20 protein-coding genes are annotated in these 18,038 nt (G+C 30.0%); 12 read left to right on the plus strand and 8 right to left on the minus strand.

Annotated elements, in window-relative coordinates:
- Window positions 1-259: 259 nt before the first annotated feature.
- From ACIQ66_RS07310 to sucD, 9 genes are all read left to right on the plus strand, one after another.
- A complete protein-coding gene (locus ACIQ66_RS07310) occupies window positions 260-1,489 on the plus strand; it encodes an HD domain-containing protein (protein WP_396212140.1) in 1,230 nt (409 codons plus the stop codon).
- Between the two features lie 25 nt (window positions 1,490-1,514).
- Complete coding sequence (lpxD, locus tag ACIQ66_RS07315; RefSeq protein WP_396212141.1) at window positions 1,515-2,534, plus strand: UDP-3-O-(3-hydroxymyristoyl)glucosamine N-acyltransferase; 1,020 nt, start codon at window positions 1,515-1,517, stop codon at window positions 2,532-2,534.
- Between the two features lie 25 nt (window positions 2,535-2,559).
- A complete protein-coding gene (locus ACIQ66_RS07320) occupies window positions 2,560-3,948 on the plus strand; it encodes a bifunctional UDP-3-O-[3-hydroxymyristoyl] N-acetylglucosamine deacetylase/3-hydroxyacyl-ACP dehydratase (protein ID WP_396212142.1) in 1,389 nt (462 codons plus the stop codon).
- 80 nt (window positions 3,949-4,028) lie between these two features.
- Window positions 4,029-4,814 (plus strand): acyl-ACP--UDP-N-acetylglucosamine O-acyltransferase, encoded by a 786-nt coding sequence (gene lpxA, locus ACIQ66_RS07325; RefSeq protein WP_396212143.1) that lies wholly within the window; start codon window positions 4,029-4,031, stop codon window positions 4,812-4,814.
- Between the two features lie 14 nt (window positions 4,815-4,828).
- Window positions 4,829-5,398, plus strand: coding sequence for a class I SAM-dependent methyltransferase (locus ACIQ66_RS07330; protein WP_396212144.1), 570 nt, complete (start codon window positions 4,829-4,831; stop codon window positions 5,396-5,398).
- A gap of 17 nt (window positions 5,399-5,415) precedes the next feature.
- A complete protein-coding gene (gene efp, locus ACIQ66_RS07335; RefSeq protein ID WP_396212145.1) occupies window positions 5,416-5,982 on the plus strand; it encodes an elongation factor P in 567 nt (188 codons plus the stop codon).
- An 81-nt stretch (window positions 5,983-6,063) separates the two neighbouring features.
- On the plus strand, window positions 6,064-6,993 hold the full coding sequence (locus ACIQ66_RS07340) for a UDP-3-O-(3-hydroxymyristoyl)glucosamine N-acyltransferase (protein WP_396212146.1): 930 nt from the start codon (window positions 6,064-6,066) through the stop codon (window positions 6,991-6,993).
- Window positions 6,993-7,355, plus strand: a complete 363-nt coding sequence (locus ACIQ66_RS07345) for a nuclear transport factor 2 family protein (RefSeq protein WP_396212147.1) — start codon at window positions 6,993-6,995, stop codon at window positions 7,353-7,355. Before ACIQ66_RS07340 ends, ACIQ66_RS07345 begins: the two co-directional genes overlap by 1 nt.
- Window positions 7,356-7,474: 119 nt before the next feature.
- Entirely contained in the window at window positions 7,475-8,347 is an 873-nt protein-coding gene (sucD, locus tag ACIQ66_RS07350) for a succinate--CoA ligase subunit alpha (RefSeq protein ID WP_396212148.1), read from the plus strand.
- Between the two features lie 73 nt (window positions 8,348-8,420).
- Here sucD and ACIQ66_RS07355 read toward each other — a convergent pair whose 3' ends face one another.
- From ACIQ66_RS07355 to ACIQ66_RS07370, 4 genes are read right to left on the minus strand one after another with little or no spacing between them, the layout of a single operon-like run.
- On the minus strand, window positions 8,421-9,608 hold the full coding sequence (locus ACIQ66_RS07355) for a cytochrome-c peroxidase (RefSeq protein WP_396212149.1): 1,188 nt from the start codon (window positions 9,606-9,608) through the stop codon (window positions 8,421-8,423).
- Window positions 9,609-9,633: 25 nt separating this feature from the next.
- Entirely contained in the window at window positions 9,634-10,092 is a 459-nt protein-coding gene (locus ACIQ66_RS07360) for a hypothetical protein (RefSeq protein ID WP_396212150.1), read from the minus strand.
- Window positions 10,092-10,358 carry a hypothetical protein gene (locus ACIQ66_RS07365; protein ID WP_396212151.1) on the minus strand — a complete coding sequence of 89 codons (267 nt, stop codon included), beginning with the start codon at window positions 10,356-10,358 and terminating at the stop codon, window positions 10,092-10,094. The genes ACIQ66_RS07360 and ACIQ66_RS07365 overlap by 1 nt, the downstream gene beginning before the upstream one ends.
- A 23-nt stretch (window positions 10,359-10,381) precedes the next feature.
- A complete protein-coding gene (locus tag ACIQ66_RS07370; protein ID WP_396212152.1) occupies window positions 10,382-10,918 on the minus strand; it encodes an RNA polymerase sigma factor in 537 nt (178 codons plus the stop codon).
- A 144-nt stretch (window positions 10,919-11,062) separates the two neighbouring features.
- Here ACIQ66_RS07370 and fabG point away from each other — a divergent pair, with 144 nt between their 5' ends.
- The 3 genes from fabG to ACIQ66_RS07385 all read left to right on the plus strand — a co-directional run bounded on the left by fabG (window position 11,063) and on the right by ACIQ66_RS07385 (window position 14,190).
- Window positions 11,063-11,809: a 3-oxoacyl-[acyl-carrier-protein] reductase gene (fabG, locus tag ACIQ66_RS07375; RefSeq protein WP_396212153.1), complete on the plus strand. Its 747-nt coding sequence runs from the start codon at window positions 11,063-11,065 to the stop codon at window positions 11,807-11,809.
- A gap of 126 nt (window positions 11,810-11,935) precedes the next feature.
- A complete protein-coding gene (locus ACIQ66_RS07380; protein WP_396212154.1) occupies window positions 11,936-12,142 on the plus strand; it encodes a hypothetical protein in 207 nt (68 codons plus the stop codon).
- Between the two features lie 20 nt (window positions 12,143-12,162).
- Entirely contained in the window at window positions 12,163-14,190 is a 2,028-nt protein-coding gene (locus tag ACIQ66_RS07385; RefSeq protein ID WP_396212155.1) for a hypothetical protein, read from the plus strand.
- A 7-nt stretch (window positions 14,191-14,197) separates the two neighbouring features.
- Here the strand turns inward: ACIQ66_RS07385 and ACIQ66_RS07390 are convergent, their stop codons facing one another.
- The 4 genes from ACIQ66_RS07390 to ACIQ66_RS07405 form a co-directional block, all read right to left on the minus strand.
- Window positions 14,198-14,599 carry a glyoxalase gene (locus ACIQ66_RS07390; protein ID WP_396212156.1) on the minus strand — a complete coding sequence of 134 codons (402 nt, stop codon included), beginning with the start codon at window positions 14,597-14,599 and terminating at the stop codon, window positions 14,198-14,200.
- A 77-nt stretch (window positions 14,600-14,676) separates the two neighbouring features.
- Entirely contained in the window at window positions 14,677-16,062 is a 1,386-nt protein-coding gene (locus tag ACIQ66_RS07395) for an OmpA family protein (protein WP_396212157.1), read from the minus strand.
- Between the two features lie 397 nt (window positions 16,063-16,459).
- A complete protein-coding gene (locus ACIQ66_RS07400) occupies window positions 16,460-17,731 on the minus strand; it encodes a mechanosensitive ion channel family protein (RefSeq protein ID WP_396212158.1) in 1,272 nt (423 codons plus the stop codon).
- Window positions 17,724-18,008, minus strand: coding sequence for a DUF3817 domain-containing protein (locus tag ACIQ66_RS07405; protein ID WP_396212188.1), 285 nt, complete (start codon window positions 18,006-18,008; stop codon window positions 17,724-17,726). The genes ACIQ66_RS07400 and ACIQ66_RS07405 overlap by 8 nt, the downstream gene beginning before the upstream one ends.
- Between the last annotated feature and the right edge of the window lie 30 nt (window positions 18,009-18,038).

The following is an 18,038-nucleotide window of genomic DNA, read 5'->3' on the forward strand; positions in this document are numbered from 1 at the left end:
ATAGAGTTGAAGTTAATGCTACTGATAACACATTAGAATTAGGTGCTAACTATCCAGCTGGAGTTTACAATGTTATTGTATCTCAAGGTGAAAAAGTAGAAACTGTTCGTATGGTTAAAAGATAAGAATTAATTCTTTTCAATAAATTAGAGGCTGTCAGAAATGACAGCCTCTTTTTTTTACAATTGAACTTAAAATAACTAGTAAAATACCTAATCTGTTTTTAGTATATTTGCATAAATAATTAGCATCAACATTAGTGGATACCATCAATAAGCAAAAAATTCTAAACGATCCAATTTATGGATTTATTACGATTCCCAATTCATTATTATACGACTTAATTCAGCATCCTTATTTTCAAAGGTTGCGTCGTATTTCTCAAATGGGATTATCCTATTTAGTTTATCCAGGAGCCCATCATACAAGATTTCATCATGCTTTAGGTTGTATGCATATTATGCAAAAAGCTGTTGAAGTGCTTCGATTTAAAGCAATACTTATTTCACAAGAAGAAGAAGATGCACTTTACATTGCGATCTTGCTACACGATATTGGACACGGGCCATTTTCTCATGCTATGGAACACAGTATTGTAGAAAATGTAAATCACGAAGAAATTTCAATGCTTTTCATGAATAGACTAAATCAAGAATTTGATGGAAAACTTTCTTTAGCAATTAAAATTTTCAAAGGAGATTACCATAGAAAATTCATGCTTCAACTAATATCAAGCCAGTTGGATATGGATAGAATGGATTATCTAAAAAGAGATAGTTTTTACACAGGTGTTGCCGAAGGAAATATTAATTCAGATAGACTTATTCAGATGCTAAATGTAGTTGATGATGTTTTAGTAATGGAAGAAAAAGGAATTTATTCAATAGAAAAATTTTTAATGGCAAGACGATTAATGTATTGGCAAGCTTATTTGCATAAAACCAGTTTGGTTGCCGAATTAATTTTAACCAAAATATTAAAAAGAGCCAAATTTTTAACTCAAAACGGAACAATTTTAGAAAGTAGTAAACCGTTTCAATTTTTCTTGAATACCAAAGTTGAACTTGAAAATTTTGATGAGGCAACCTTACTCAAATTCTCTCAATTAGACGATTTTGATATCATTAGCGCTATTAAAGCATGGCAATTTAATGATGATTTTATACTTAGTTCGTTAAGTAAAATGATAATTAATAGAGATTTATTAAAGATAAAATTGAGTAGTGATAAATTTCCGGTTGAAGAAATTCAAAATCTTGGTGCTAAATTTTCTGAGCAACATACTATTTCGAAAGAAGATAGCAACTATTTTATTTTTAAAGGAAAAATTAAGAATCAGGCATATAGCAAAATTGCTGAGCCTATAAGGATATTGAAAAAAGACAAAACAATTGAAGATATTGTAGAAGCTTCAGATCAATTAAACTTGAAAGCGTTATCAAAACCCGTTACAAAATATTATATTTGTTACCCAAAACAACTACAGTAAATCTATTTTTTATATTTTTGTCGTAATGAAATTTACAGCCGAACAAATAGCCAAAATTCTTGATGGAGTAGTAGTAGGGAATCCTAGTGCAGAAGTATATAAATTAGCCAAAATTGAAGAAGGCATAAAAGGCTCATTGACTTTTTTATCTAACGCAAAATACAATAATTATATATATTCAACCGAGGCTACAATAACAATAGTTAACAAAAATTTTGAGCCCGAACAAGAGGTAGCTACGACAATGATAAAAGTAGATGATGCTTATCAATCTTTTTCTAAATTACTAGAATATTACAACCAAGTCAAGTTAATGAAGTCGGGTATTGAACAACCCTCTGTTATTTCAGAAAATGTAATTTATGGCGAAAACCTTTATTTAGGAAGTTTTTGTTATATTGGTAAAAATGTTACGATTGGAAAAAATGTCAAAATTTATCCTAATACTTTTATTGGTGACAATGTTTTAATAGGTGATAATTGTGTTTTCTTTGCGGGTGTTCGAGTTTACTCTGAAACAGAAATTGGAAATAATTGTACTATTCATTCGGGTTCTATAATTGGTTCTGATGGATTTGGGTTTGCACCACATGACGATGGAACCTATAGCAAAATTCCTCAAATTGGTAATGTTATTTTAGAAGATAATGTTGAAGTTGGAGCCTGTACAACCATAGATAGAGCTACATTAGGTTCAACAATTATTAGAAAAGGAGTAAAGTTGGATAATCAAATTCAAATTGCACATAATGTCGAAATAGGTGAAAATACTGTAATTGCAGCTCAAACAGGAATTGCCGGCTCAACCAAGATAGGAAAAAATTGCATGATTGGCGGTCAAGTTGGATTTGCGGGTCATTTGGTAATTGGTAACAATGTAAAAATTCAGGCGCAATCGGGTATCGGTAAAAATTTGAGTGATGGCGAAACAGTTCAAGGTTCACCGGCATTCAATTATAGTGATTTTAGCAAATCATTTGTTCATTTTAGAAATTTTCCAAAAATAATTTCTGAAATTGAAGATATAAAAAAGAAAATAAATTAAATTTTCAATAAAATAATAAAAAACTATGGTTAAACAAAAAACCATCAAAAACGAAATTTCTCTAACAGGGGTTGGACTTCACACAGGAAAAGAAGTAAAAATGACATTTAAACCTGCACCCATCAATAATGGATATACCTTTGTCCGTGTTGATCTTGAAGGTTGTCCCATTATTGAAGCAGATGCCAATTATGTAGTAAACACTCAAAGAGGTACCAATCTTGAAAAGTTAGGAGTTAAAATTCAAACTTCAGAACACGTATTGGCCGCATTTGTAGGTTGCGATGTAGATAATGTTATAATTGAATTAAACGAATCGGAGCCTCCAATTATGGATGGTTCGTCTAAATATTTTGTAGAAGCTATTGAAAAAGCAGGAGTTGAAGAACAAGAGGCAGAAAGAAAGTATTATGTGGTTAAAGAAGTAATTTCGTTTACAGATGAAGCAACAGGTAGCGAAATTATAATAATGCCATCTGACGAATATCAAGTTACTGCTATGGTCGATTTTGGAACCAAAGTTCTTGGTACTCAAAATGCTACAATGAAAAATCTTTCTGAATTTAAAGCTGAAATTTCTGATTCAAGAACGTTTAGTTTTTTACATGAACTAGAAACACTTTTAGATAAAGGATTAATTAAAGGCGGTGATTTAAATAATGCTATTGTTTATGTTGATAAAGATATTTCTGAATCAACAATGGAAAATTTAAAAAAAGCCTTTGGCAAAGAAACTATTGCTGTTACTCCAAATGGAATTTTAGATAATTTAACGTTACACTATCCAAATGAAGCTGCAAGACATAAACTACTTGATGTAGTTGGTGATTTAGCACTTGTAGGTTGTTGGATAAAAGGAAAGGTAATTGCTAACAAACCTGGCCATTTTGTAAATACACAATTCGCAAAGAAGTTAGCAAAAATCATCAAAATTGAGCAAAAAAATCATATTCCAGTTTACGATTTAAACAAAGAACCATTGATGGATATTCACCAAATTATGGCGATGCTTCCTCATAGACCACCGTTTTTATTGATTGACAGAATTCTTGAAATGTCAGATTCGCATGTAGTTGGACTGAAAAATGTTACAATGAATGAAAATTTCTTTGTTGGACATTTTCCAGATGCTCCAGTTATGCCTGGCGTATTAATTGTAGAAGCAATGGCACAATCGGGTGGAATTTTGGTTTTGAGCACTGTTCCAGACCCCGAAAATTATTTGACCTATTTCATGAAAATTGATAATGTTAAATTTAAACATAAAGTGTTACCCGGTGATACTTTAATATTCAAATGTGATTTAATTTCTCCAATCAGAAGAGGAATTTGTCATATGCAAGCCAATGCTTACGCTAATGGAAAATTAGTTGCAGAAGCTGAATTAATGGCACAAATAGCAAAAAAACAATAATTTAAGGCAGTAGGGTTTTGGTAGTAGCTAGTAGAAAAGCAACCTACAACCAAAAACCTACAACCTAAAACCTATAAAATATGAATCAACCATTAGCATACGTTCATCCGGGCGCAAAAATAGCCAAAAATGTTGTCATTGAACCTTTTACAACTATCCACAACAATGTAGTTATTGGTGACGGTACTTGGATAGGTTCCAATGTTACTATTATGGAAGGAGCAAGAATTGGCAAAAATTGTAATATTTTTCCAGGTGCAGTTATTGCAGCTGTTCCCCAAGATTTAAAATTTGGAGGTGAAGATTCACTTGCAATAATAGGTGATAACTGTACTATAAGAGAGTGTGTTACAATAAATAGAGGAACTATAGCTTCGGGTCAAACTAAAATTGGAAATAATTGCTTACTAATGGCAACTGCGCACGTTGCTCACGATTGTCATATTGGTGATAATGTGATAATTGTAAACGGTGTGCTTTTAGGTGGTCACGTAACAATAGGTAATTATGCAATTATTGGTGGTTTATCTGCTGTACATCAATTTATTAGTATTGGCGATCATGCTATGATTTCTGGAGGTTCATTACTTCGTAAAGATGTTCCGCCTTATACTAAAGCTGCAAAAGAACCGCTATCATACGTTGGAATAAATTCTGTAGGTTTAAGAAGAAGAGGGTTTACCTCTGAAAAAATTAGAGAAATTCAAGAAATTTATAGAATACTATATCAAAAAAACTATAACACTTCACAAGCAGTTGGAATTATTGAAGCCGAAATGGCTGCTTCTCCAGAAAGAGACGAAATATTAGATTTTATAAGAAATTCATCTCGCGGAATAATGAAAGGTTATTCAGGAAGTCTATAAATATTGCAAATAGTATGAATTTTAGTAGAAAGCTATTTTGGTTTAAAAAACGATTAGGTTGGAATCATAAATATTTCGTTGGAAAATGGAATTATATTGATAGAGAAACATCTAGGTATCTTAAAATAGTAGAGTTTATTAAAGAAACTAACATTGAAAAACCAAAGATATTAGATCTTGGCTGTGGTTTTGGATCTTTGCGAAAAAATATACAAGTTGAAGATTTTTCACACTTTTTAGGAATTGATTTATCAGATACGGCTATTTATCAAGCAAAAAAAAAGAACTATGAAAAAACTCAATTTTTGGTTTCTGATATTCAAAGATATAGTTCAAATGAAAAGTATGATGTTATAGTTTTTAATGAAGTTATCTATTATTTAGATGATTATATGGAAACACTGAAGTATTATTCAAATTTTTTCAATAATGGAAAAGGTTATTTTATAATTTCTATCTACGGAATTGGGCAAAATTTTATTGATGCTATTTCAAAGGAATACGAACTTGTAAAAACTGAAAATGTACATAAAAAAGATAATAATGCTTATTGGGGCATAACATTATTTAAAACAATAAATTAAAAACTAAATAAATTAAAATGGCATCTACATCAGATATTAGAAATGGACTTTGTATAAAATTTAATCATGATATTTATAAAATCATCGAATTTCTTCACGTAAAACCAGGAAAAGGACCAGCTTTCGTTAGAACAAAACTTAAAAGTTTAACCAACGGCAAAGTTCTAGATAATACTTTTTCTGCTGGTCACAAAATTGATGAAGTTCGTGTAGAAACACATACTTTTCAATATTTATATGCTGAAGGGGATCAATTTCACTTTATGGATAATGAATCTTTTGAACAAATTACTTTGAACAAAACCATTCTTGATGCACCAGATTTGCTAAAAGAAGGAACTAATGTAATGGTTCAAATTAATACTGAAACTGATTTGCCACTTTCGGTAGATATGCCAGCTTCTGTAGTATTAGAAGTTACTTATTCTGAACCAGGTGTTAAAGGAAATACATCAACAAATGCCACTAAACCTGCAACAGTTGAAACAGGCGCAACTATCAACGTTCCTTTATTTATAAATGAAGGCGATAAAATAAAAATTGATACAGCAACAGGTTCTTATATGGAACGTGTAAAAGAATAGTTAATTAGATAATTTGTCAATTTGAGAATAAAATAATTTTCATTGACACATTTTCTAATTATCAAATTATCTAATTGAATTATGAAATTTTCAAAAAAACAGTCCTTAAAAGATATTGCAAAAATCATCGATTGCCAATACGTTGGAAGCGATGATTTTCCTGTTTTGGGAATGAACGAAATTCACGTTGTTGAAAGTGGCGATATTGTTTTTGTAGATCATCCAAAATATTACGATAAAGCATTGCAATCTAAGGCAACAATTGTTTTAATTAACAAAAATGTTGATTGTCCAGAAGGAAAAGCATTGTTGATTTCTGATGATCCATTTAGAGATTTTAATAAATTGACTAAACATTTTAGACCTTTTCAATTTTCAACTATTTCTATTTCTGAAACGGCTACAATTGGTGAAGGAACAATTATACAACCTAATTGTTTTATTGGAAATAATGTTTCAATTGGTAAGAATTGCTTACTTCATTCAAATGTCTCTATTTATGATAATACTGTTATTGGAAATAATGTCATAATTCACGCTGGGTCTATTCTTGGCGCAGATGCTTTTTATTATAAGAAACGTTCAGAAGGTTTTGATCAATTGATTTCATGCGGTCGAGTAGTTGTAGAAGATAATGTTGGGATTGGAGCACTTTGTACCATTGATAAAGGAGTAACAGGCGATACAACAATTGGTGAAGGAACAAAAATGGACAACCAAGTACATGTTGGTCACGATACAATTATTGGAAAAAAATGTCTCATTGCAGCTCAAACCGGAATTGCTGGCTGCGTAATTATAGAAGATGAAGTGACACTATGGGGACAAGTTGGTACAACCAGCGGAATTACAATTGGTACAAAAGCAGTAGTTTTAGGGCAAACAGGTATTACTAAATCTATCGAAGGAGGCAAAACGTATTTTGGAACGCCAATTGAAGAATCGCGTGAAAAGCTAAAACAACTTGCTAATATTAAGAAAATTCCAGAATTATTAAAATCTATAAAGTAATGAAAGCAAAGGAACTAGTTCTCGATTTTTACAAAAATGATTTAATTTTGAATAAAGAGGAAGTTAAAGAATTTTTACATCCAGATATTATTATTGAATGGAATAGTAGTAAAGGTTTTTTACAAATGAAGTATGATGATGTTATAAACTTAAGTGAAGAACTCAACCGTTCTTATATTCGTTCAAAAATGCAAATAACACATACTATAGCAGAAGATAATAAAGTATTTATAAGATATTCGCATTTTGTAAAAACAATTGAAAATCCTAGAGAAGATATGTTATTAGGTCACTTTTTTGTTATTTGGGAAATAAAAGACAATAAGTTATACCGCGGTTTTCAAATGAGCCAATTTTCATAAAACATATATAGAAAATTAGCAAAAATTGTATAAAAAACTAATTACTTATCACTAAATACTAATTACTATTTTATACTTTTGCAACACAGTAAAATATACACAAACAAATTAAACATACTATGAGCGTTTTAGTTAATAAAAATTCAAAAATAATTGTTCAAGGTTTTACAGGTAGCGAAGGAACTTTTCACGCTTCTCAAATGATTGAATACGGAACAAATGTTGTAGGTGGTGTAACGCCAGGAAAAGGTGGTTCAACACATTTAGACAGACCTGTTTTCAATACTGTAAAAGATGCTGTTGAACAAGCAGGAGCAGACACCACTATTATTTTTGTACCACCAGCTTTTGCTGCCGACGCCATTATGGAAGCTGCCGATGCTGGAATTAAAGTTATTATTTGTATTACAGAAGGTATTCCAGTAGCAGATATGATTAAAGCATATTCCTATATTAAAGATAGAAATTGTAGATTAATTGGACCAAACTGTCCTGGTGTAATCACTCCAGAAGAAGCTAAAGTTGGTATCATGCCTGGTTTTGTTTTCAAAAAAGGAAATGTTGGAATCGTTTCTAAATCTGGAACTTTAACTTACGAAGCTGCTGACCAAGTGGTAAAACAAGGAATGGGAATTACAACAGCAATCGGAATAGGTGGAGACCCGATTATCGGAACAACTACAAAAGAAGCTGTTGAATTATTAATGAATGATCCTGAAACGCATTGTATCGTTATGATTGGTGAAATTGGTGGTCAATTAGAAGCTGATGCTGCAAAATGGATTAAAGCTGATGGAAACCGTAAACCAGTAGTTGGATTTATTGCAGGTGAAACAGCTCCAAAAGGAAGAACAATGGGACACGCAGGTGCAATTGTGGGTGGCGCTGATGATACAGCTGAAGCAAAAAAACGTATCATGAGAGAAAACGGAATTCACGTAGTAGATTCTCCTGCAGAAATTGGTAAAAAAGTTAAAGAAGTTATGGGATAATAAATATCTCGTTTATATAAAAAAAGAGCTTTCAGATATTGAAAGCTCTTTTTTTGTAAAAATATTTTTAATCTTAAAAAGGACTAGACCATTTACTATCTACATAAACATTTGTTCCAGAAAGTGTTCTTAAAAATGCTACGACAGCATTAACTTCTGGAGCTGTTAAATTCAATTGTTGACCAAAACCATTTGGACGTAATCTAGGATCTAGATTAGTATTTCCAGGAGCTAAGTTAATAGTTCCATAATGTCCGATAGCAGCTTGTAAAGTTGTAATAACTCCTGTGTGCATCATTGAACCATTTGTATTTCCATCTGTTTTAACTAAATCTCGTAAAGATGGCGCACGAGTATTAGTAATGTCAATTCCAACACCACTTATAGTTCCAATTATTCCATTATTTCTTGAATTGGGATCAATATCAAATTCTGGAGCAGCATGACAACCAGCGCATCCTAAACCTCCACCAGTTCTACTTCCAGTTGCATTAAAAACAGGAGGCGATAAAAATAAATTCTTTCCTTGATTTTCTTGTGCAGTAAAATTTGAGAATGGTTGTCTATCATTGGCTACTAAAGCTCTTCCGGCGTCATATTTTGAATCAAATGATTGAATACTTCTAATAAATTGTGCTAAAGCTAATTGCATTTTACTTTCAGTAATTTCTTCAGAATCATATACAAATTTGAACAGCTCCTTATAATAACCAATTGCAGATAATTTTGTAATTAATCCTGAAAAAGCCTCGTCACCATTTGTGCCACTATATCCCATTTCGCCATGGTCTTTTATTGGCATTGTGGTTTGAGTTTCTAAATTAATGGCTCTTTCATCCCAAAAGAATTTTGCTTCATTTGCAAAACGATTATTAATTAATCGCATAGAATGTCTTCCTGTTGTTCCGTTTACACCTTGACTCGCTACTGCAACATCACTAAAAGCATTAGCTTGTTGGTGACAACTTGAACAAGAAATGGTATTATTTGAAGAAAGTTTTTTATCATAAAATAAAACTCGACCTAAAGTAGCCCCTTTATCAGTAATTGGATTATTCGTACCATTAATTCGAGTGATATAATTTGGAATAGGTTGATTGGCATAATTTACTAAATTATTCAAATCTATTTTTGTGCCAAATGCTTCAGTTACGTTAGGAAAAGTAGTTGTTACTATTGCTTGGTATGCTGTATCATCATCAGAATTACAAGATATAAGAAAAGAAAACAAGAGAGGAGATAATGCTTTTAGTAATTTCATATTGTGTTTTTTATTGGTTTAAAAATTAATGTTTAAGTCTTGGTTTATGTGAAAACAACCTGCTTAATTCTCCTGTTAAGTATTCATAATCATCTAATTGTTCTTTTTTGCAAAGTTTTTTTATTTCCAAAAAATGATTGAAGTGAGTTGTTTCAATCTGCTTTTGATAATTAGCTAATTTCAAATACAAACTATCTTTTTGCGATGAATCAATTTTTTCTTCATTCAATAATTGATACAATTCGTTTTTCGTTTTTCTAATAGAACTATCTAATTTCCTAATTAATTTTTGATGTTCTTGTATTGTTTTTTCATATTTAACAATTTGATTTTCATCAAAATGAAGTATCTCAATTATAATTTCTCTTGGCATTTTTCTTCCATTAGGCTCATGCTTATTTGATAGAAATAAATATCCTAAAATCCCAAAATTTAGCACTAACAATGCTATAACAGCTACTGATAATAATTTAGTTTTGTTCATCACTTATATAATTGATTACTCTTATTTATAGAATGCTCTAAACTTGCCATTTTAGATTCTCCTGAACTAGGTTTTCCACTTATTAAAAATAGATTTATTGCAATCATAACCGCAGTTGAAACAGCAACAAGCCACAAGGTTCTTAATGAAACAGTTGTTTCTTGAATTCGTTGCTCAATTTTTTGAAAAAGAGCCTCGTTCGGTTTCACTTTTACAATTCCCTCAACACTATTTAAAATTTCATTTATAAAATTTTCTCTTTCCATATTATTTTAGACGATAACTTATTTTATTTTTTGCGATAATTTTCAAATTTGGTACTCAATTTTTCTTTCAAAGAAGCTTTTGCTCTGAAAATCAATGATTCAACCGACGAAATGCTAACATTCATAATTTCTGCAATTTCGGGATTATTCAATCCATCTAATTTTGAAAGTATAAAAGCAGTTTTTTGATTTTCGGTTAATTCATTTATAGTTTGAAACAAAATCTGAGCATTTTCCTTATTTTCCAATGCAACTCCTGGATGTTCAAAGGTGGAAAGATTATTTATTTCAAACTCATTTTCTGATTTTTTTCCAAAAATGAAGAAACGTTTTACACTTCTTTTATGCTTTAAATAATCTAAACTTTTGTTAATTGAAATGCGATAAATCCATGTTTTTATTGAAGCTTTTTCATTAAATGAAGCTAACGAATCATAAACTTGAACAAAAACATCTTGTGTAATTTCTTCTGCATCTTCCATATTTTGAAGATAATGCAACACAACATTGTAAACCAAAACATTATATTGGTTATAAATAGTCTCAAAGTCATGTTGCATTTTTTGCATTAATTAGTTGGCTAGCTTAATTGTATTAGACGACGAAATTAATTAGTTCTTGCGGTCAAATTCTATTTTTTCAAATAGTAAAATAGTGCTATATTTGGCGTTTATTAAGTCAAACATAACACAAACATTTTAGATATGAAATTACTTGAAGGAAAAATAGCTATAATAACTGGCGCAAGTCGCGGAATTGGTAGCGGAATTGCAAAAGTATTTGCACAACACGGAGCAAACGTAGCTTTTACATACAGTTCATCTGCTGAATCGGCTCTAGTTTTAGAAAACGAACTAAGCGGTTTAGGAATTAAAGCAAAAGGATATAAATCTAACGCAGCCGATTTTAATGAAGCACAACAATTGGTTGACGATGTTATCGCAGAATTTGGAAACATTGACATTCTAATAAACAATGCCGGAATCACAAAAGACAACTTGTTAATGAGAATGAGTGAAGAAGATTTTGATAAAGTAATCGAAATCAACTTAAAATCAGTTTTCAATATGACAAAAGCAGTTCAAAAAGTAATGCTTAAAAACCGTAAAGGTTCAATTGTAAATATGAGTAGCGTAGTAGGGGTAAAGGGTAATGCCGGACAAGCCAACTATGCTGCATCAAAAGCTGGAATGATTGGTTTTACCAAATCTATTGCGCTTGAGTTAGGCTCTAGAAATATTCGTTGCAACGCAATCGCTCCTGGATTTATTGAAACCGAAATGACTGCTAAACTAAATGAAGATGTTGTACAAGGTTGGAGAGATTCAATTCCGTTAAAACGTGGTGGAACTCCAGAAGATGTTGCCAACGCATGTTTATTTTTAGCTTCAGATATGAGTGCTTACGTTTCAGGGCAAGTATTGAATGTTTGTGGTGGAATGTTGACTTAATTTATTTATTAGAAGCTATTTCCAGCTATACGTTGCAATTTTTTGTTTTTTAAATAAAAAAAGGAAAAGGATTTCCACTGCTATCTGGGCTATAGCATTCCGTAATTAACCATTATTAGTTTTAAAATGAAAAATAAATATTTAATAATCATTATTGCAATAGGAATGATTTATATTATTTTTGGTGTACTATTCAAAATAACACATCTTGAAATTGGACCATTAACAGGTAATTCATTTTTAACAATAGGTTTTTGCATAGAAGTTTTAACATTAATTTTATTTATACTAAAATTAGCAAAAAACAAAAAGAACGATTTTCTAAACAAATAGAATAATTATTCAATAAAATAATGCCGACAAACACAATTCTTTTACTATTACTTTCCATAGCAATTGCTGGTGGTTTGTCTTATTTTCAATATTTTTATAAAGCTAGTAGTAAGTCTAAAGTGACCAAAATACTGGCTTTTTTACGTTTTTTATCTATTTTCGGAATTTTACTTTTGTTAATCAATCCAATTCTTTCCCGAAAAACATTTGAAACTATCAAAACGCCATTGGCAATTGTGGTTGATAATTCCAAATCTATTGCAGATCTTAAAGCAGATAAAACTTCAAAAGAATTATTCGAAAAACTAAATGCAAACGCTTATTTAAAAGAAAAGTTCGATATTCAATCGTATAAATTTGATAGCGAATTTCAATCGGCTGACGAATTCGATTTTACAGGAACTGAATCTAAAATTTCTGAAGTTGCCAAAAATCTAAAAAGTAGTAACAAAAATCTAAGTTATCCAACGGTTTTAATTTCTGATGGAAACCAAACTTCGGGTGAAGATTTTGTCTATAGTTTTGATACTAAAAACAAAGTTTATCCTTTGGTTGTAGGTGATACAACTACTTATCTTGATTTGAAAATAGTGCAAGTTAATGCCAATAAATACGCTTTTCACAAAAATAAATTTCCTGTAGAAGTGTTTTTGCAATATGCTGGTAACAAAAGTATAAATACAAATTTCAGTATTTCACAAGGAAATAGTGTTTTAGCTAAACAAACTGTTGCTTTTTCACCATCAAGAAAATCGCAAGTTGTTACTGTATTGCTTCCTGCTGATAAAGTTGGTTTGCAATTATTCACGGCAACCATTTCATCATCAGAATCTGAACAAAATAAGTACAACAATTCAAAGAAATTTGCAGTCGAAGTTATAGATCAGCGAACAGAAGTGGCACTAGTTTCTGTCATAAATCATCCAGATGTTGGCGCCTTGAAAAGAAGTATTGAATCTAATGCTTCTCGTAAAGTAACTATTGTAAAGCCTAAAGAAATCAACGATTTAGACAAGTTTAATGTTTTGATTTTGTATCAACCAAATGGTGAATTCAAACAACTTTTTGAAACCAATAAGAATGCAAAACTAAACACTTGGATTATTACTGGAACTAATTCCGACTATAATCTTTTGAATCAATATCAGAATGTATTCGATTTCAAAATGTCTTCTCAAAAAGAGAATTATTTGGCTTCATATGAAAGTAATTTCAACTTGTTTGCACTTGATAATATTGGTTTTGAAAACTTTCCTCCATTAGAAAATCCATTTGGAACAATAACAGCAAATGAAAATATTTCGGTTTTATTAACTTCAAGAATTAGAAATATCGAAACTAATTCACCGCTATTGGCTTTTTCAGATAATCAAGGTTTGAGAAGTGCATTTTTGTTTGGAGAAAACAGTTGGAAATGGCGAGAACAAAACTATTTAGACAAAAAAGAATTCACCGATTTTGATTTGTTTGTTGATAAAACCATTCAATTCTTAGCCACTAATAATTCTAAAAAATCTTTCATTATCAATCATGAACGTTTTTATAATTCTGGAGATGCTTTAGAAATAACTGCTCAGTATTTTAATAAAAATTATGAGTTAGATGAAAAAGCTCGTTTGACGATTTCGGTAACAAATACTAAAACCAAACAAGTTAAGAAATACGACTTGTTACGCGATTCAAATGCTTTTAAGGTTAGTTTGGACGGATTAATAGCTGGTCAATATACATTTACGGTAAAAGAATTAAATTCAAATGCTTCTTATACAAATGGTTTTGAAATTTTAGATTTTGATATTGAAAAACAATTTGTAAATCCAGATTTAACTAAGTTGAAACAATTAGCTTCTCAAACCAATGGAAAAGCTTATGTTCCAAATCAAATTGATGATTTAGTAAAAATACTTTTAGCCAACGAAGATTACAAGGCAGTTCAAAAATCAATTGTAAAGAAAACGCCAATTATTGATTGGATTTGGTTACTTATTTTAATAGCTATTTCATTAGCTTCTGAATGGTTTATTAGAAAATATAACGGAATGTTATAAATAAAATTTACGATTCAACAATCTCAAATAATTGTATCTGATTCTTTATTCTTTCAATTAGCATATTCATCATTCGTTTGTTTAGACTGGATGAATTTTTAATGTAAGTATTATATTCATCGATGGTAAAAAGGCTTATTATAATACCTTTCATGCTATTCCTAAACTTCACTTCACTTTTAATAATATGCTCAATGTATGCCATTTTCTTTTCTGCTGGAAAATGGTAAAAATCAGTTTTATGTTTGCTTATTTGATTTTTAATTACTTCAATGAATAAATCATTTTGTAATTTTAAAATAGGGCGTAGGGTTTTATTTTGAAAAATTTCATCCACTGACGATTGTTCGGTTATAGTTCCGATTGGTTCTCCTCTGAATTTTTCTATGAATTGATTTCTATCTTCCATTTTTTATTTTAAAGATAAAAAAAACCTCTGTCGTTATGACAGAGGTTTTACATTAGTTATTAATAATTAATTGTTAATTATTTTTTAATTTTGAAAGACACTTTTCTTACCAATCGTCTAGCTTGAGAAGAATTAGGATTAACAGATTTATCTTCACCTTTTCCAATAACGACTAATCTACTAGCATTTATACCTGCATCTATTAAAACTTTTTTAACATTTGCAGATCTATTATTGGCTAACTTATTGTTATATTCACTGTTTCCAACTTCATCGGCATGACCTAATATCTCGATAGTAGATTCTGGATGGTTACGCATATAAGTCAAAATAAAGTCAATACCTTCTGTAGAAGCGTCAGTTGGATCAGTTTGATTAAACTCAAAGTAAGCAGTAACATAACCTTCATTTATTAATTTTTCAATCATTTGAGCGTTTATAGCATTTGCAGTTTTGGTTTCACCACTTACCCCATCAACACCATCTTTACTTGTGGTCATTGTTACTAATTTTTCTAACTCATCTGGAACACCATTTTTGTTAACATCAATCATTCTACCTTTTGTATCAACAGCAACACCTGTAATAGAATTGTTTTCAACATCTAAATAATCTGGAACACCATCTTTATCGGTATCGTTCATCAGTGTCTCTAAATCATTAATTCTATTATCAAGTTCTGTAATTTCTTGCAGTTTTTTATCTTCAATTAAAGCCCAATCACCATGAAAATCGCTACTTCCCAATGAATAATTTAGTCCAAAATTGTAATTTATCATTCGACCAGATAAATTATTGTTTTCTTGAGCATAGTGCCCATCCCATGCAAAATGTTGTCTGTAGTTACTAATTGTAGATAAATCAAAACTAATTGCTAACTTATTAGTTATTCTATATTGTGGAGAAATACCAAAAATTAAACCTCCATTATATTCAGTATTTCCTGCATTTGAATCTTGCACATTGAATTCAGCACCAGGAGTATTTACTAAAGTTATATCTTTTCCTGTATCTAATTTAGGCGACATTGCCAATATATTTACTCCTCCATGAATAAGTAGCCCAAATCTTTTAAGATTTTCTTCAATACCCAATAATCGTGAAGCGTTTATTACACCTTGTATTCCCAAACGATATTGTTCAACTTCAAATTTTTTAGGACTATTATCAAAATTTTTAAATATATCGTAATTTAGATCTGCTTTTACTCCAAATTTTGGATTCATCATATATCTAGCACCAATTCCAAAATTATTAAATGTAAATTTACCTAAAATTTTACTTGCATCACTAGAAGAATAACCTTCTGAAAAAGGATTTAAACCTCTGCTTTGACCAGCATTAACTTCAATCGTCCAACGGTTATATCCATTTGATTGTTTTTCTCCATCTGTGTTTTCGTCAGTTTGACTGAAGTTTGTTGCAAATGATAATAATGAAATAAGTAGTAAACTTTTCTTCATGATTTGATATATAATTTAACATTTTTTTATTGTTCTCAACATCTCACAAGCTGCAAATATAGTTTTTTTTTTTAATTATCAAGTAATTAAACAGTTGTTTGCACTTTTTTGTTATGTGTTTTATAAACAATTAAATTGATTTTCGTCTTTCAAAGTTAGTTTAAAATATAATACGGGTAAAGATAAATGTCATGAAACGGGTTTTTAATGACATGAAAGAAAATAAATAAGTTTGGTTTAATAAACGTAAATAACTCAAAAACAAATATTTAAATCCGTTAAAGACAGGATAACTAAAGAAACATTATCACAATAGATAAAATAACAATGGATTAGTGTAAGTTTAGAAGGAAAATGACAAGTTCATTGAAAAAAAAATGAATATGTTGAAGAAAGATTACAGAAGTTGTGATGCTTCAAAAGTGTCTTTATCTGTGGGGAATTCAAATATTTCTAGATCAAAATAAATAATGGAGGCAATAATATGATCAAAAATATCGGCCATTATATATTCATATTGTTCAAATCGTTGGTCTTTAGAAAATGTGTAAATTTCTAACGGGATTCCGTAAGCAGTAGGTTGTAACTGTCTGCATAACAAAATCATATCTTTGTTCAATCCAGGATAATTTTCTAAATAATTAGTTATATATTTTCTGAATAACCCAAAATTAGTCATGTTTCTACCATTAATAGAAAGTGATTTATCAACATTATAAGTTTTATTATAACTATTAATTTCGGTTTGGCGAGTATCTATATATTTAGAAATTAATTGAATTTTTTTCATTTTTTCTAATTCTTCATCGGTTAAAAAACGAATACTTTTTGCTTTTATAAGTAAATGTCTTTTAATTCTTCTACCATTTGAATCAAGCATTCCTCGCCAATTTCTGAATGAATCTGAGATTAAACTATAAGTTGGAATTGTGGTTGTAGTATTATCAAAATTTCTAACTTTTACAGTTGCCAAATTAATTTCTATAACATCACCATCTGCTCCAAATTTATCAAATGTAATCCAGTCGCCAATACGAACCATATCGTTCAATGAAACTTGAATACTAGCAACAAATCCCAAAATGGTATCTCTAAAAACTAAAATGATAATGGCAGAAATAGCTCCTAATGCACCAAGAATAGTCTTTTTTTCAATATCAAAAATTTCGTAGATAATTATAAAAACACCAAACATCCAAAGCACAATCATTATTACCTGAACGTAACTATCAATAGGTTTATCACTAAAACGTTCTTTGGATTTAAGAAAATCTCTAAAAGCATTTAAAAAGCTTCTACTTATCCATAAACTAAATAAAACGATATAAACTCCAACAATTTTGGCAAAAAACCATTCCCAACTAACAAAATCTTTCATAATAATAGGAACAGATTTGTAAATAAACAGAAACGGAATTAAATGTGCTATGTATTTAGCAGTCTGATTATTAACTAATAAATCATCAAAATTTGTTTTGGTTTTTTTGGCAATTACAACCAACATGGTTACCAAAATTATTTTGAACATTACATAAATTCCATATGCTAAAAAACCTAATAGAATGATGTTTAATAACAAACTAGTGTAGGAAGCAAGCGTATCATTAATACCAATTTGGAGCAAAAATGGATAGCACCAACCAAATATTTTTCCAATAAAATTAGACATCTTTTAAATACTTTTTTTCTATGTAGAATGTTCCAAATGGTATAAAGGAAGCGATATTTACAACGGCTAAGTCTTTAAAGCTCCAGTTTTGTTCTTTTTTTATCAAAACTGAAAATAATACATAACCAATAAATAAAACGCCGTGTGCCATTCCAATAGGAAATAGAAAGGTTTTGTATAATTCTTGGTTTGTTGGCTTAATAAAAAGCATGTTAGCTAATAAAATTAAAAAGGATATTCCCTCTAAAATGGCAGTGTATTTAAATATTTTTGTCATCATTTAATTATTTTTAAATGCAAAATTAAC

This window comes from Flavobacterium sp., assembly GCF_044377315.1.
In the GTDB taxonomy this organism is placed as follows: Bacteria; Bacteroidota; Bacteroidia; order Flavobacteriales; family Flavobacteriaceae; genus Flavobacterium.